14 protein-coding genes and 2 pseudogenes are annotated in these 13780 nt (G+C 67.5%); 8 read left to right on the forward strand and 8 right to left on the reverse strand.

Translation table 11 applies throughout. From position 1 onward, the window contains the following. Window positions 1–77: 77 nt before the first annotated feature. The 4 genes from M3O59_RS04485 to M3O59_RS04500 are packed head-to-tail and all read right to left on the reverse strand — an operon-like array spanning window position 78 to window position 2962. Window positions 78–875 (reverse strand): N-formylglutamate amidohydrolase, encoded by a 798-nt coding sequence (locus tag M3O59_RS04485; RefSeq protein WP_116905527.1) that lies wholly within the window; start codon window positions 873–875, stop codon window positions 78–80. Next, a complete protein-coding gene (locus M3O59_RS04490; RefSeq protein WP_006451767.1) occupies window positions 856–1407 on the reverse strand; it encodes an NUDIX hydrolase in 552 nt (183 codons plus the stop codon). The genes M3O59_RS04485 and M3O59_RS04490 overlap by 20 nt, the downstream gene beginning before the upstream one ends. Further along, window positions 1404–2390 carry a 5'-3' exonuclease gene (locus M3O59_RS04495; protein WP_064634160.1) on the reverse strand — a complete coding sequence of 329 codons (987 nt, stop codon included), beginning with the start codon at window positions 2388–2390 and terminating at the stop codon, window positions 1404–1406. The genes M3O59_RS04490 and M3O59_RS04495 overlap by 4 nt, the downstream gene beginning before the upstream one ends. Then, window positions 2387–2962, reverse strand: coding sequence for a nitroreductase family protein (locus tag M3O59_RS04500; RefSeq protein ID WP_064634161.1), 576 nt, complete (start codon window positions 2960–2962; stop codon window positions 2387–2389). Before M3O59_RS04500 ends, M3O59_RS04495 begins: the two co-directional genes overlap by 4 nt. Window positions 2963–3095: 133 nt before the next feature. On the opposite strand from M3O59_RS04500, the gene M3O59_RS04505 reads away from it, so the two are divergent. From M3O59_RS04505 to M3O59_RS04520, 4 genes and pseudogenes are all read left to right on the forward strand, one after another. Beyond that, window positions 3096–4064 (forward strand): DUF1631 family protein, encoded by a 969-nt coding sequence (locus tag M3O59_RS04505; protein WP_181920508.1) that lies wholly within the window; start codon window positions 3096–3098, stop codon window positions 4062–4064. Continuing rightward, window positions 3982–4350, forward strand: a pseudogene (locus M3O59_RS04510) (DUF1631 family protein). Before M3O59_RS04505 ends, M3O59_RS04510 begins: the two are co-directional and overlap by 83 nt. Before the next feature lie 136 nt (window positions 4351–4486). Continuing rightward, window positions 4487–4764, forward strand: a pseudogene (locus M3O59_RS04515) (DUF1631 family protein); the annotation flags it as partial. Window positions 4765–4985: 221 nt separating this feature from the next. Further along, on the forward strand, window positions 4986–7334 hold the full coding sequence (locus M3O59_RS04520) for a DUF1631 domain-containing protein (RefSeq protein WP_116905528.1): 2349 nt from the start codon (window positions 4986–4988) through the stop codon (window positions 7332–7334). A 163-nt stretch (window positions 7335–7497) separates the two neighbouring features. Here M3O59_RS04520 and M3O59_RS04525 read toward each other — a convergent pair whose 3' ends face one another. Beyond that, window positions 7498–8361, reverse strand: coding sequence for an alpha/beta hydrolase (locus M3O59_RS04525; protein WP_116905529.1), 864 nt, complete (start codon window positions 8359–8361; stop codon window positions 7498–7500). A 123-nt stretch (window positions 8362–8484) separates the two neighbouring features. Between M3O59_RS04525 and M3O59_RS04530 the strand changes: the two genes are divergently transcribed. Further along, window positions 8485–9084, forward strand: coding sequence for a TetR/AcrR family transcriptional regulator (locus M3O59_RS04530; RefSeq protein ID WP_116905561.1), 600 nt, complete (start codon window positions 8485–8487; stop codon window positions 9082–9084). Between the two features lie 130 nt (window positions 9085–9214). After that, window positions 9215–10306 carry an NAD(P) transhydrogenase subunit alpha gene (locus tag M3O59_RS04535; RefSeq protein ID WP_064634166.1) on the forward strand — a complete coding sequence of 364 codons (1092 nt, stop codon included), beginning with the start codon at window positions 9215–9217 and terminating at the stop codon, window positions 10304–10306. A gap of 183 nt (window positions 10307–10489) precedes the next feature. Here the strand turns inward: M3O59_RS04535 and M3O59_RS04540 are convergent, their stop codons facing one another. From M3O59_RS04540 to M3O59_RS04550, 3 genes are read right to left on the reverse strand one after another with little or no spacing between them, the layout of a single operon-like run. Further along, a complete protein-coding gene (locus tag M3O59_RS04540) occupies window positions 10490–10981 on the reverse strand; it encodes a DUF3106 domain-containing protein (protein WP_116905562.1) in 492 nt (163 codons plus the stop codon). 5 nt (window positions 10982–10986) lie between these two features. Then, the gene (locus M3O59_RS04545) at window positions 10987–11337 is read right to left on the reverse strand and encodes a hypothetical protein (protein ID WP_064634167.1); all 351 of its coding nucleotides are present in this window, start codon (window positions 11335–11337) and stop codon (window positions 10987–10989) included. Beyond that, on the reverse strand, window positions 11334–11897 hold the full coding sequence (locus M3O59_RS04550; RefSeq protein ID WP_064634168.1) for an RNA polymerase sigma factor: 564 nt from the start codon (window positions 11895–11897) through the stop codon (window positions 11334–11336). Before M3O59_RS04550 ends, M3O59_RS04545 begins: the two co-directional genes overlap by 4 nt. Window positions 11898–12020: 123 nt before the next feature. On the opposite strand from M3O59_RS04550, the gene M3O59_RS04555 reads away from it, so the two are divergent. Then, window positions 12021–12326: an NAD(P) transhydrogenase subunit alpha part 2 gene (locus tag M3O59_RS04555; RefSeq protein WP_064634272.1), complete on the forward strand. Its 306-nt coding sequence runs from the start codon at window positions 12021–12023 to the stop codon at window positions 12324–12326. Then, window positions 12323–13780, forward strand: coding sequence for an NAD(P)(+) transhydrogenase (Re/Si-specific) subunit beta (locus M3O59_RS04560; RefSeq protein WP_249054542.1), 1458 nt, complete (start codon window positions 12323–12325; stop codon window positions 13778–13780). Before M3O59_RS04555 ends, M3O59_RS04560 begins: the two co-directional genes overlap by 4 nt.

Here is a 13780-nt window from a genome sequence, read left to right on the forward strand (position 1 = left end):
TGGCGCGCGATGGAGCGTTACCGAGAACGCCCCATCGCGCGCCAGCGCGCTCCTTGTATCTACGGTGATTGCCGGTTTCAGTGCGGCAGCAGTGCCCGGGCCAGCGGCGGCAAAATGCGCGCCAGTCGCGCTGCCCAGGTGTGTTGTCCGGCCGCATCGGCAATCAGGTCCTGGCGGATTTCCAGTTCCACATGCAGCAGGCCGCGGCCTTCGCCATACACCGGAATCGCGTAGTCGCTGGTATCGCTGACCGCGTACGGCTGGTTGTCGCCCACCACCAGATCCGGCTCGCTGCGCAGGGCCTGCAGTAACCGGTGCGCCAGCCGCGTATCGCGGTTGTACAGCACGCCTGCATGCCAGGGACGTGCATGGCCGGCCATGGTTGGGGTGAAGCTGTGCATCGACACCAGCAAGGTCGGTTGCCTGCGCTGCGCACGTACATCCAGCTCTGCCGCGATGCGCGCGTGGTACGGCGCGAAGATCGCCTCGATGCGCTGCCGCCGCGCGTCGGCAGACAGTTGCAGGTTGCCGGGAATCGCTGTGCCGTCGCTCACCTCCGGCATCAGGGTGGCGGAATCATGCGGGCGGTTGCAGTCGACCACTAGCCGCGAATAGGTCTGCGCGATGGCAATGGCGTCCAGCGCATCGGCTAACAGCCGGGTGAGCTGCGCAATGCCGATATCCCAGCCGATATGGCGGTCCAGCTCAACCTGCGGCAGGCCCAGGTTGGCCAGCCGTGCCGGCACGCGTTGACCGGCATGGTCGGCGATCAACAGCCATGGCGAGGCCGCCTGCGCGTTGTGCACCGTGAACGGTGCCGGATCTTCGGGGCCAAGCAAGGGGGCGACGACAGCGTCAGCCACGCGGGGTGCCATCCAGTGCGTGATCGACCAGGTACAGGCCGGCCCACAGCTTGGGGTCCATCTGATAGCCCTCTGCCATCTTCTGCACCAGCCAGGCGCCGACCTGCGCGCGCGGGATCTCGTGCACGGTGATGTCTTCGCTGGCATCGCCGCCGCCTTCGCCGACCTTGCGCAGGCCGGTGGCGCGCACGAAGGCGATCTTCTCGCTGCTGGCACCGGCCGAGGTGGGGCCGATCATCAGCACTTCGGCATGCTCGGCGGTCCAGCCGGTTTCTTCTTCCAGTTCGCGGATGGCCGACAGCTCGATCGACTCGTCCGCATGCACATCGCCCACCAGCCCGGCCGGCATTTCGATGGTGCGCGCCTGCAGCGGGACGCGGAACTGTTCGACGAACAACATCGCATCGTCCGGTGTCACCGCCACGATGATCGCGGCCAGGCCGCCGGCATGCACACGCTCGGAATATTCCCAGGTGCCACGCACGACCATGCGCTGATACTTGCCTTCGTAGACCACGGTGGGCGGGGTGTCGTGTCGGTTCATGGGTAGGTGCCTTGAGACAGGGAAGCGGGAGGTGGTGGCAGCGCGGCGCCGTCGCACACGGCCAGCAGGCGCCGGCGTGTGAGTGGCCCGAAGCGCAGGCTGTCGCACAAGCCGATCAGCATGTCCGCATCTGCCTGCACGCGCGTGAAGCCGGCGTCGGTCAAGCCCAGCGGTGCATCCAGTGCGATGGTGGTGAGCTGGCGCCACAGCAGCGCATGGTCGCGTTGTTCGCGCAGCCGCACGGCCATTTGCGCGGCGCCGCGCAAGCGCAGGAACGGGATCTCGTCGATGCGTTCCAGCAGCGCATCCAGGCTGCCGAAATGCGCCAGCAGTACGGCCGCCGATTTGGCACCGATGCCGGTGATGCCGGGAATGTTGTCGATCGCATCGCCGCACAGCGCCAGGTAGTCAGCGATCTGATGCGCATGTACGCCGTGGCGGGCCTTCACGCCATCCATGCCCCAGCGCAGGTTGCGCGCGTAATCCCACTGTTCGTCGTGTTCGAGCAGCAGCTGCGACAGGTCCTTGTCGGCCGACACGATGACCCCGCGCAAGCCTTGCGCGCGCACGCTGTGCAAGGCGCTGCCTATGAGATCGTCGGCCTCGTACTCGCGGTGGGCCAGCACGCTCAGGCCCAGCGCTGCGCAGAGCGCCTTGCAATGCGCAAACTGGCGCCGCAGCGCATCCGGCGCCGGCTCGCGGTTGCCCTTGTAAGCGGGGTAGATCGCATGCCGGAAACAGCTATCCAGGGCTTCGTCGAAGGCAATGGTGATGTGCTGCGGGCGCTCGCGTTCCAGCAGGTCCAGCAGAAACCGCGCAAAGCCGTGCACCGCGTTGGTCGGCCAGCCTTGCGCGTCCTGAAACTCGTCCGGGATGGAATGCCAGGCACGGAACACGTACAGGCTGGCATCGATCAGATACAGCGGCTCCGGGCGCGGACCGCCCGGCAATGCCGCGGCAATGGCGCCCGGCAGCGTGCTCACGGAGTCCAGTCGCGCAGCAACGCACGCGGGTCCGGGCGCTCGCGTTCGGGCACCTGCATGCGCGGCGTGCCGATATGGATGAAGCCGGCGATGCGCTCGTTTTCTTCCAGGCCCAGATAGCCGGTGACGGCCGGGTCGTAGGCCATCCATGCGCTCAACCACTGCGCACCGAAGCCATGCGCCTGCGCTGCCTGCAGCAATGCAAAGCACACGCAGCCGGCGGTCAGCAGTTGCTCCTGCACGGGCACCTTGTGCTCCGGGCGTAGCGAGGCGATCACCACGATCGCCACCGGCGCGTCGCTGAAGCGTCCACGTTCCTTGGCAATGGCCGCCGGCGATGCCAGCGGGTCGGCGGCCTGGGTGCGTTCGGCGAGGAAATCTCCCAACGCCTGGCGTGCATCGCCGCTGATACGCAGAAAGCGGAACGGCACCAGCTTGCCGTGGTCGGGCACGCGCACCGCCGAGGTGAGCATGCGCAACAGGGTGTCTTCATCCGGGCCGGGCTCGCCGAGCTGTTTGGAGGGGACCGAGCGGCGCGCGTCCAGCGCCTGGAGCGAATACGGTGCGTGCATAATTTGCGGTTCTGGGCAACGAATGCGCCGATTATAGACGGGCCCTTCCCAACGCCGGCCGCATGATGGCCGGCCCCGCGATGCCTGCAGTTGTGGCCTCGCCCCTTCCTGCCCGCTCTTTCAGCGTTGTCCGATGACCCAGTTCGTTGCCACCGAAGCGCTGCCCGGCCGCAACCCGGACCTGCTCGATCAGGTCCGCGAAGTGGTGCTGGTGCCGCTGGCCGATGCCTTCATCGGTGTGCAGGACACGCTGGCCGAGGCGTTGTTCCGGCTGGCGGCCGATGCCGGCGCGGCGCAGAACGCTTTCATGGAAGCGATCCAGGCCTTGCGCCAGCAGCGCGAGCCGATCACCGCGCGCTTTCGCGGGCATCTGGCCAAGGCGTGGCAGGGGCTGGAATCCGCGCGCCCGCTGTCGGCCGAGCGCACCCTGGCACGCGGTGCGGCCGGGCTGACCCTGTTGCCCGAACAGGATCTTGAAGTGCGCCTGGCGGTGCGCAATCTGGCCGGCGCCCTGCAGCATCAATGGCGGCCGGAGCTGATGCGGCTCAACCGATATCTGGGTTTCATCGCCGGTGGGCTGCGCATCGACGGCGACAGCAATCCGTTCGGGCCGGAGCATCTGGGCGTGGCGCTGTACGAGGCGTTCCAGGGCGTGATCCTGGCCCCCAACGTGCATCTGGCGGTGATCAAGGTCTGCGAGCAGCAGCTGATGGCGCGTGCGGGGCAGCGCTATGGCGAGCTGGAACAGGCGCTGGCCCGGGTCGCACGGCTGCGCGAGCTGCCACAGGCACGCCAGCGTCAACGCGGCATTCCGTGCCAGGACGACGCCGCAAGCGACCACAGCACCGAGGCGCCGGACTGGATCGCGCGCTTCTTCGCCGACTGGTCGGGCGGGCAGGGGGCATTGGCGGGCGTGCAGGTCATCGGCCTGCATCTGCGCAGCGACCGCGAGGTGCTGCCGGCCGGCCTGCAAACGCAGCCTGCTCGGCCAGTTGCGGGTGCCGATGGCCAAGCTGGCGATGCTCGACGGCTATCTGTTCGTGCGCGACGGCCATCCGGCGCGGCGCCTGCTCAACCTGCTGGTCGACGCCTGCGACGGTAACGGCGGCGAAATCGCTGCCGAATAGGTCCTGCTGGCCCAGGTCGCGGCAGCTGTGGACACCGTGGTGCGCGAGTTCGATGAGCAACGTTCAGTATTTTTGGCGCTGGAATCCGAGTTTGGCGCCAGCTATGAGCAGTACCGGCGCCGGGTCGAGATTGCCGAGCGGCGTGCCAACGAATTGCAGCGCGCCGAAGAACGCCGCGAGCGTGCGCGCGGCATCGAGCGCAGGCGCTGTCCGAGCGCTTGGCGCGCGGGCCGTTGCCGCCGGTGGTGGAACACTTCCTGAGCCGCGTCTGGCACCCCTGCGTCCAGCAGGCCGCGTTGCGCGGACGGCGCCGGCCCGACGTTGGATGCAGTGTTGGCGCTCGGCGATGCAGTGCTGCTGCAATGCACTCCCGCGTGCAGCGATAGCGCGCATCACCGCAGATTTTTTCCGGGTCATGGCGATTGGCACCAGCCCGGATTTCATCGACCGCCAGGGCCGCGTGCAGCCGGCAAACTGTCGTGGATCAGCCCGATCTCCGGGCGTTTGATGTTCGTCAACCGGCGCGGCGGGCGGTTGTGCATTTCCTCGCCGGACGGACTCGCGATGATGGTCTGGCTGGACCGGCTGCGCCTGCATCGCGACGACGACGCTTTTTGCAGCGCGATGCAGGGTGTGGTGGCCGGTCTGGACGCGCCCGCCAAGCTGAAGGCTTAACCCCTGCAGGCCGATAATGCCGTCTGGCAAGCTCCACCGCGGCGTTGCGAGCTAGGATGGCCGCTTGAACGCAAACCCTGGGCGGTCACGAGTAAAGTGAGTATTGCGTCACACTTAACAAACGAGCGAACCGCCTACCATGCGAAGGCGGAATTTGGGGCCGCGTCTGTTTTTTCTCGTTCGAAAATTTTCACGCCTGCAGAGGCGGGGAGCCTTTGCGCATGACTTTTCAGCCCAGTCCGTCGGGACACCCGGGCCGTGACCAACGCTTGCTCGAACAGGCGTACGACGCGTTCGTGCCCGCGCTCGCGCAGGTATTCGCTGCTGCAGTTGCGCATTTCGACGATGTGCTGTTCGACCGTGCCGAATCCGCAGGCGCGTCGCAGTTGCTGTTTCTCGATGGCATGCGCGAATTGCGCCGCAAGCGCGAAGACGTCGCCAGCCAATTCCGCCAACAGCTGGACGACGGCTGGCAGGCGCTGTTGCTTGGGACACCGTTGTCGGCCGAGGTGGTGCTGGCCGGCGACATGGGCACCGGCCCGCTGAGTCTGGTGCCCGAGCACGTGCTCGAATCGCGGTTGGCGGTGCGCAACCTTGCCACCGTGCTGCTGCGCGACTTCAAGCAGGTGCTGGCGCGTGTCGACCGCCGCCTGGGCTGGGTTGCCGGCGGCCTTGAGTTGGTGGCCGACACCAACCCGATCGGCCCGGAACATCTGGGCGTGGCGATCCACGAAGCGTTCGCCACCTGCGACCTGGCGCCGGAAGTGCGCCTGGTGCTGATCAAGCTGTGCGAGCGCGACCTGGCCGAGCCGATCGGCAAGTTGTATGCGCGTCTGGACGAAACCCTGGCCAAGGCCGGCGTGATGCCGGAAATTTCGCAGCCCAAGCGCCCGCCGCCGCGCACGCAGCCTCGTGGCGACACACCCGAAGAGCGCGCGCAGGCCGACGCCCGCGGCGGCAGTGCCGAGATGGGCGGCGACGATCAGAACGATCAATACGCGCCAGCCTGGGCCAATCGCTTCCTGGACCGCTGGGCGCACAGCCGCGGGCGCATGCAGGCCGCCGCGCAACGCGGCCATGCCGATGGAGGTGGCGGCATGGAAGGCGAGGCCGATCATCCGGGCGGTAGCCAGGGCATGCTGCTGGATGCCCTGCATGAGTTGTTGCAGCAGACCCGTAGCGTGCGCGACAGCACGGCCTCGGCTGCGTCGGTGGCGGTGAGCCAGCAACGCCCGTTGAGCCAGCGCGAAATGATGTCGGTGCTGTCGCTGCTGCAGGCCACGCCCAGCGCAACGCTGCAAGCGGCAATCGGCGACGACGACGAGTCGCTCGCGCAACGGCTGAAGAACGAGGTGTTGTCCAGCGCCACGCGGCTGGGCGTGGACCCGGCCACCGCAAAACTCGACCCGATGGACGAAGATGCCATCGACCTGGTCGGCATGCTGTTCGATGTGATGCTGGACGAGCGCGACCTGGAAAATCGGTCGCGCGAAATGATCGGCCGTCTGGTGGTGCCGTTCGTCAAGGTGGCATTGCTGGATCGCAAGATGTTCGTGCAGAAGACCCACCCGGCGCGGCGTCTGCTCAACTCGCTGGCCGAAGCCTGCGAAGGCAACAACGGCGACAGCGCGGCCGAGCGTGTGCTGATGGGCAAGGTCGAAGAAATCGTCGACCGCCTGGTGGCCGAGTTCAACGAAAACCTGGCGATCTTCCTGACCCTGGAAGAAGAGTTCCGCGACTTCCTGTCGCAACATCGGCGCCGTGTGGAAATTGCCGAGCGCCGCGCCACCGAAACCCAGCGTGGGCAGGAAAAGCTTGAACTGGCACGCACCCGCGCGCTGGCCGAACTGGAGCAGCGCGTGCTGGCCAGCGCGCCATTGCCCAAGGCGGTGGAAGATTTCCTGCGCCAGCCGTGGCTGCACCACCTGACCATGGCGATCCTGCGCGACGGCGACGAAGGTCCCGGCACCCTCGAGGCGCTGGTGCTGGCCGATGGCGTGCTGGAAGAACTGAGTGAGGCGCGCCGCCATATTGTTGGCAAGCCGTGGCTGCAGGTCTGGCAGCCGGCGCTGCACCGCGTGTTCGCCAGCGTGGGGTTGTACGGCGACGCGGTGGTGGTGGCGATCACTGCGCTGCACGACACCCTGCTGGCGATTGCCGAAGCGCGCCCGGAACTGGAAAAAGCCCTGCCGGAATTGCCGCAGGTCAATCTGCCCCCACCGGCCGCCGAAAGCGTCAGCGTGGTGCTGGGTGCCGAAGCGGTCGCGCAGAGCATCGACAGCGCCGACGCCGAACGTTTCCGCGCGATGGATATCGGCACCTGGCTGGATTTCGTCGACAAGGACGGCAAGGTGCAGGCCGGCAAATTGTCGTGGGTCAGCCCGATTTCGCAGCGCTTGCTGTTCGTCAATCGGCGCGGCGTGCGTTTCTGCGTCGCCTCGCCGGAAGAGCTGGCGGTGATGGTGCGCCTGGGCCGGCTGCGCGAGCACATCAACGACGGCGCCTTCGACAGCGCGATGCAGGGCGTGATCGACCGGCTGGACCCGCTGCACAACAGCACGGTGCACTGATCGGAGGTCACTGCGCTGCAACGGCAGCGCGGTTGATCGATACACGCGCGCGCGCGTGTGCTGCATGCAGGGCAGCGCGATGCGCCTAAGCACGTCATCGGTGCACGATCAGCACGGTCATCGCGCCACCGCAGCAACTGGCTGCGGCGTCACCTGCGCGCCGTTACCGCGCTGCCGGGCCGATGAACTCCAATGCCCGCGTCATCACCGAGGCATGATCGACCAGGCGGTTATGGCCCAGGCCTTCGGTGCTGAACAGCTGCGCGCCCGGCCACAGGGCGGCAAAGCGCGCGCCCTCGTCCCATGGCGTTTCGCGGTCGCGGCGGTCGTGGATGACCAGTGCCGGGCGATCGAACTGCGGCAGATGCGGGCTTGCGTCCAGATCCGCAAAACGCAGGCCGGTGAGCTGGAAGAGCCAGTTTTCGAACGGTGCGAATGCGGCCGGTGCGATCCTGGAGGCGCGGAACTGACGATGCGCACTGGCACCGGGTTCGACCAGCGGCGCGATCAGCACGTAGCGCTCGGGCCGCCATGCCGGATCGTTGGAAAATACCGCCGCTGCCGCGCCGATCGAGTGCCCGATGAAGGCAGCAGGACGACCGAAACGGCTGCCGATCTGGCCCAGCACCTGCACGAAATGCGGCATGTTGCTGATCTTGCCGCTGCTCAAACCGTGCGCGGCCTGATCGAACGCCAGCACTGCATAGCCGAGCGCGCGCAGCTGCGGCACCCATGCGGCAAAGCGCAGCCCGTAACTGGACCAGCCATGCGACAGCAGCACGTACGGCTGCTGGTTCAGGTCGCCCCACTGGTACACCGCGATGTCGAATCGGTCGATGCGCAGCGTGTGGCGCTGCATGTCGCTCAAGGTCGCCGCGGTGGCGGCCGCCTGCCGCCGCCCTGCGCTGGCAGGCGTCACGAAACGGCGCGCCAGATAGCTGCCGGTCCGGCCGGGGGCCAGGTGGCTGGCGCCGGCCAGCACACTGCGAAGTATGCGTAGACGCAGTTTGGCAATGGATGCGCTCATGGGCAGGATCCTTGGAGGGGGAGGGTTACATCTTGTCGATGACAAGATTCAGCAAGTGTGCGATTGGATCTTGTCAGCGTCAAGATTGTCTGCTCCACTGAAATCCCGAAAAACGAAGCCGCCATGTCGCGTACCGATGCCCCTGCTGCCTATCACCACGGCGACCTGCCGGCCGCGTTGCGGCGTGCCGGCTGGGAACTGCTCGGCGAATCCGGCGTGCGTGGGCTGACCTTGCGCGCCTGTGCGCGGCGCGCCGGCGTCTCGCACGCGGCGCCGGCGCATCATTTCGGTTCGCTGGACGGCTTGCTGGCGGAACTGGCGGCCGACGGCTACGAACGCATGCTCGCCTGCATCCTTGCCGCCCAGCAGGAACTGGCCGACCCCTTGCTGGGCTGTGGCCTGGGCTATGTGCGGTTCGCACTCGACTACCCGCAGCAGTTCCGGCTGATGCTGGGGCTGGAGGTGGGTTCACGCAGCCTGCCGCGGCTGGTGCAGGCCAGCGACGCGGCGATGGCGAGCCTGCGCGAGACGGTGCGGACACAGTGGATGGCCCGTCACGGCCATGCCCCGGCCACGGAGGTGCTGCAGCAACGCACGCTGCTGGCCTGGAGCGCGGTGCATGGCTATGCCTCGTTGGCGATCGACCGTAAGCACATGGCGCTGTTGGCCCATGCGCCGGAGGTGGTGTTCGCGCCGCTGCTGCACGCCGTGCTCGAACCCTGAGGCACGCCGTCGCTGATCGGGCGCGGCGTGCTCTGGCGTGGCCTGCCTGACCGCTCGGCCGGTGCGCGGCTGGTGGCGGTATGCCGCTCTGCTAGCATCGCCGCCACTGGGCGCAAGACCGGAGCAACGCATGGCTGTGCAGGTGCTGGTGCTGAAAGAACGGGCCGATGGCGAACGCCGCGTGGCCGCAACGCCGGAAACGGTCAAGAAGCTGGTCGCGCTTGGCGCCAGCGTGTGGATCGAGCCGGATGCCGGCCGTGCCAGCAGCATGGGCGATGCGGCCTATCTGCAGGCCGGTGCGCAGCTGGCCGGCGCACGGACGCTTGCACAGGCCGATGTTGTGGTGTGCGTGCAGGCGCCGCCGGCCGCTGTGCTGCTGCAATGCAAACCGCACACGGTGCTGATCGGCATGCTGTCGCCGGACGCAGATCCGGCGCGTGCGCAGGCGTTTGCCGCGCGCGAATTGATCGCCTTTCCACTGGAGCGTTTGCCGCGCACCACGCGTGCGCAGTCGATGGATGTGTTGAGTTCGCAGGCCGGCATGGCCGGCTACAAGGCGGTGCTGACCGCCGCGCAACTGGCGCCGCGCTTTTTCCCGATGCTGACCACCGCTGCCGGCACCATGCGCCCGTGCAAGGTGCTGGTGATCGGCGCGGGTGTGGCCGGCCTGCAGGCGATCGCCACCGCCAGGCGGCTGGGCGCGCAGGTGGAAGGCTTCGATGTGCGCCCGGAAACGCGCGAGCAAATCGCCTCGCTGGGCGCGCGCTTTCTGGATCTGGGCGTGAGCGCTGCCGGCGAAGGCGGCTACGCGCGCCAGCTTACCGACGACGAGCGCGCCGAACAGCAGCGCCGTCTGGCCGAGCATCTCAAAGGCGTGGACGTGGTCGTCTGCACAGCGGCCGTACCGGGCCGTCCGGCGCCGAAGATCGTGACTGTGGACATGGCGCGCGGCATGCGCGCCGGCAGCGTGATTGTGGATCTGGCGGCGGAAACCGGCGGCAATTGCGCCGCCACCCGCCCGGGCGAAACCTATGATCTCGATGGCGTGATCATCGCCGGCCCGCTCAATCTGGCCAGCCAGGGCGCAGTGCATGCCAGCGAGATGTTCGCGCGCAACGTCTACGCATTTGCTGCGCTGTTGATCAACGACGGTGCGCTGTCGTTCGACTGGGACGATGAGTTGCTGGCCAAGACGCGTTGGTCGGCGACACCGGCGGCATAGCCCCGCCGAGTCCCAGGCACCTTGCGCACTGGCGTTCTGGGTAGGAGCGCCAGTGCGATGGAGCTTCATCGGGAAGGCTTCATCGCGCGCCAGCGCGCTCCTACAGCGGCCGCGCGCATGTGCTCGTGCGAGCGGGATGCATCAATGCGATGGCGTGTCGCACTTGCCGCGGCGGCACTGCCGTCAATCGTCGGTGGTCGGATGCTCGCGCAGCCAGGTGCTGCGTTCGGCCGGGCTCATTTTCTGCCAGCGTTGCTGCAGCTCACTGCGTTGTTGCTGGTTGAGCGTGCGCATGCGGTCGAACAAGGCCTTGGCTTCGCGGCGTTGCTCCGGACTCATGTTGCGGAAGCGGTCCATGCCGGCCTTGGCCTGCTTGCGCTGCTCGGGCGTCATGTCCAACCAGCGGCGGGCGTGCCGATACATGCGCGGGCGTTCTTCGGGCACGTCGTTCCAGCGCTCGCGCAGCGCATCGATCAGCACCTGCCGCTGCTGCTGGGTGAGCTTGTCCCACTCGGGCATCGGCGTGTCTGCCTCGCGCGGTCCGGGTCCTCGCGGGCCGGGGCCATCCGGCGGTGGCGTTCCCGGCGGTCCGGGGGAATGGGCCTGGGCCAGCAAGGACGCGCAGGGCGCGGCGCACAGCAGCAGGGTCAACAACAGACGGGGGGTGCGGGTCATCGTGCTCATTCCATGGCCAGGGCGGTGTCGGACCCGAGCCAGACGTAGAGGTCCGGGTTCTGGGTCAGCAGGTCGTCGGTATCGGTGGTCGCGTCGCTGCTGGCAAGCGCCTGGGTCGGCGCGGCACCCGATGGGGCGCGCTCGCTCGGGCGCAATTGCAGGCCGATGCCGATCGCAAGCAGGCCCGAGCACGCGGTCGCCAGCAACCAGTAGCCGCGCCGGCTGCGCGTGGTGGCGGCGCCATGGCGGGCCTGACGCAGGCGCGCCAAGGTCTGCGGTGCCAGGCTGGTGAGCGCGGTGGCGTGCAACTGGCGCAGCTGCGCATCGAGCTGGGCCGTGTCGTGGGAGCGGTTCACAGGAAATCCTCGAACTGTTTTTGCAACGCGTCGCGCGCACGCGACAGGTGGGTTTTGACCGAGCCTTCGGAGCAGCCCATCGCCTTGGCGGTGGTGGCGACGTCCAGGTCTTCGAGCACGCGCAGGGTGAAGGCTTCGCGCTGGCGCGCCGGCAGCCTGCGCAGGGCATCGACCAGCCGTTGGTAGGCCTGTTGATGCTGTTGTTCCTCGACCGGCCCGGCGCCGGGGTCGGCCCAGTCGATGGGGCCTTCGTCGTCGGCACGCTCGGCCGGCGCCCAGAACTTCAGGCGAAACGTGCGGCGACGCTGCAGGTCGATGATGCGGCTGCGCAGGATGCTCCAGAACAGCGGGGTCCATTCTTCGGCCGGCCGCTCACGGTAGCCCAGCAGTTTCACCATGGCGTCCTGCACGGCGTCCAGGGCATCTTCGCGGTGCCGCAGGCCGGCCTCGGCGAAACGGAACGCACGCGGGCCGATGCCGGCCAGAAAGGCGTCCAGCGAAGCCGGCGCGGTCGCGGCCGGTGCGGCAGGTTGCGGATCGAAAGGGGTTCCCACCAGCACAGCGTAGCTTCCGCGGAGACGATACGACGTCAACGGGCGAGCGCGGATTCGGTTGACAGGCGGCTGCACGCGCGTGGCCTGGGTATGATCGGCGGGCCGCACCGGCCAGTGGAGCGAAAGACGATGAGCGACGGATTCGTAGCGCTGTACATCTTCATGCTGGCGGCCATCGCCGGCCACGTGATCATCTCGCGGGTGCCGGTGATCCTGCACACGCCGCTGATGTCCGGTTCCAACTTCATCCACGGCATCGTGCTGATCGGCGCGATGGTGGTACTGGGCCATGCCGATACCACGCTGGAAAAGGCGCTGGGATTCGTCGCCGTGGCGCTGGGTGCGGGCAATGCGGCCGGCGGCTATGTGGTGACCGAGCGGATGCTGGAGATGTTCAAGTCCAGCCGTAAGCCACCGGGCGGTGATGCGCCATGAACGTTTCCACGCCCGACTTGCTGGATTGGCTGGTCAAGTCCAGCTATCTGATCGCCGCCACGCTGTTTCTGCTCGGCCTGCAGCGCATGGCCTCGCCCTTGACCGCGCGCAGCGGCATCCGCTGGGCCGGGCTGGGCATGCTGATCGCCACGGTGGCCACATTCTTCCTTCCCGAACTGCACAACGTGCCGCTGATCCTGGCGGCATTGGCGATCGGCACCGGGGTGGCGTGGTGGTCGGCCAGGAAGGTGGCCATCACCGACATGCCGCAGATGGTGGCGCTGTACAACGGCATGGGCGGTGGGTCGGCGGCGGCGGTCGGTGCGGTGGAGTTGCTGCGGTTTTCGTTCTTCGCCAACCGCGACACCGCAAACTGGAGCGCGCAGGCAATTGCGGAACTGGCGGCGCGGCGGCCGGACACCACCACGGTGGTGCTGGCGGTGATTGGCTCGGCGATCGGCGCGGTGTCGTTATCCGGCTCGATCATCGCCTGGGCCAAGCTCGACGGCCGGCTCGACCGGCGGGTGACCTTCCCCGGCCAACAGGTCTTCAACCTGCTGGTGGCAGTGGCGGTGCTGGTGTTCGGCATCTGGGCGGCAAGCAGTCTGCAGCCGCCGGCGATCATCGCCTTCTTCGTGGTGGCGCTGGCCCTGGGCGTGCTGATGACACTGCCGATCGGCGGTGCCGACATGCCGGTGGTGATTTCGCTCTACAACGCGTTGACCGGCCTGGCAGTGGCATTCGAAGGGTATGTGCTGGGCAACGAGGCGTTGATCATCGCCGGCATGATGGTCGGCGCGGCCGGGATCTTGCTGACGCGCTTGATGGCCAAGGCGATGAATCGGCCGATCAGCGGTGTGCTGTTTTCCAACTTTGGCGGCGGCGGGCAGGCGCAGGAGATCAGCGGTGCGCAGAAGCCGATCGAGGCCGGCGATGTGGCCGCGATGATGGCCTTCGCCGAGCGGGTGGTGATCGTGCCCGGTTACGGCATGGCGGTGGCGCAGGCGCAGCACAAGATCTGGGAGCTGGCGCAGCGGCTGATCGCGCGCGGGGTCAAGGTGAAGTTCGCGATCCACCCGGTCGCCGGGCGCATGCCCGGGCACATGAACGTGCTGCTGGCCGAAGCCGGCGTGCCCTATGACCTGATCGCCGACATGGACGATATCAATCCGGAATTCGCCAGCACCGATGTGTCGCTGGTGATCGGCGCCAACGACGTGGTCAATCCGGTCGCAAAGACCGATCCGGCCAGCCCGATCTACGGGATGCCGATCCTGGATATGGTCAATTCGAAGAACACGGTGGTGATCAAGCGCGGCAAGGGGACGGGGTTTGCCGGGATCGAGAATGCGCTGTTCTACGCCGACAGCACGCGCATGCTGTACGGCGATGGGGCAGAAGCGGCCGGCGCGCTGGTCAGCGAGTTGAAGGCGCTGGATGGCGGCGGGCATTGA

This window comes from Xanthomonas nasturtii (assembly GCF_023337365.3).
Taxonomy (GTDB): Bacteria; Pseudomonadota; Gammaproteobacteria; order Xanthomonadales; family Xanthomonadaceae; genus Xanthomonas; species Xanthomonas nasturtii.

Excerpts from the sequence above, each read along its gene's own strand:
- M3O59_RS04485 (WP_116905527.1), bottom strand. The coding sequence starts at position 875 with ATGGCACCCCGCGTGGCTGACGCTGTCGTCGCCCCCTTGCTTGGCCCC.
- M3O59_RS04490 (WP_006451767.1), bottom strand. The coding sequence starts at position 1,407 with ATGAACCGACACGACACCCCGCCCACCGTGGTCTACGAAGGCAAGTAT.
- M3O59_RS04555 (WP_064634272.1), top strand. The coding sequence starts at position 12,021 with ATGAGCGACGGATTCGTAGCGCTGTACATCTTCATGCTGGCGGCCATC.
- M3O59_RS04525 (WP_116905529.1), bottom strand. The coding sequence starts at position 8,361 with ATGAGCGCATCCATTGCCAAACTGCGTCTACGCATACTTCGCAGTGTG.
- M3O59_RS04520 (WP_116905528.1), top strand. The coding sequence starts at position 4,986 with ATGACTTTTCAGCCCAGTCCGTCGGGACACCCGGGCCGTGACCAACGC.
- M3O59_RS04540 (WP_116905562.1), bottom strand. The coding sequence starts at position 10,981 with ATGACCCGCACCCCCCGTCTGTTGTTGACCCTGCTGCTGTGCGCCGCG.
- M3O59_RS04535 (WP_064634166.1), top strand. The coding sequence starts at position 9,215 with ATGGCTGTGCAGGTGCTGGTGCTGAAAGAACGGGCCGATGGCGAACGC.
- M3O59_RS04505 (WP_181920508.1), top strand. The coding sequence starts at position 3,096 with ATGACCCAGTTCGTTGCCACCGAAGCGCTGCCCGGCCGCAACCCGGAC.
- M3O59_RS04500 (WP_064634161.1), bottom strand. The coding sequence starts at position 2,962 with ATGCACGCACCGTATTCGCTCCAGGCGCTGGACGCGCGCCGCTCGGTC.
- M3O59_RS04560 (WP_249054542.1), top strand. The coding sequence starts at position 12,323 with ATGAACGTTTCCACGCCCGACTTGCTGGATTGGCTGGTCAAGTCCAGC.
- M3O59_RS04530 (WP_116905561.1), top strand. The coding sequence starts at position 8,485 with ATGTCGCGTACCGATGCCCCTGCTGCCTATCACCACGGCGACCTGCCG.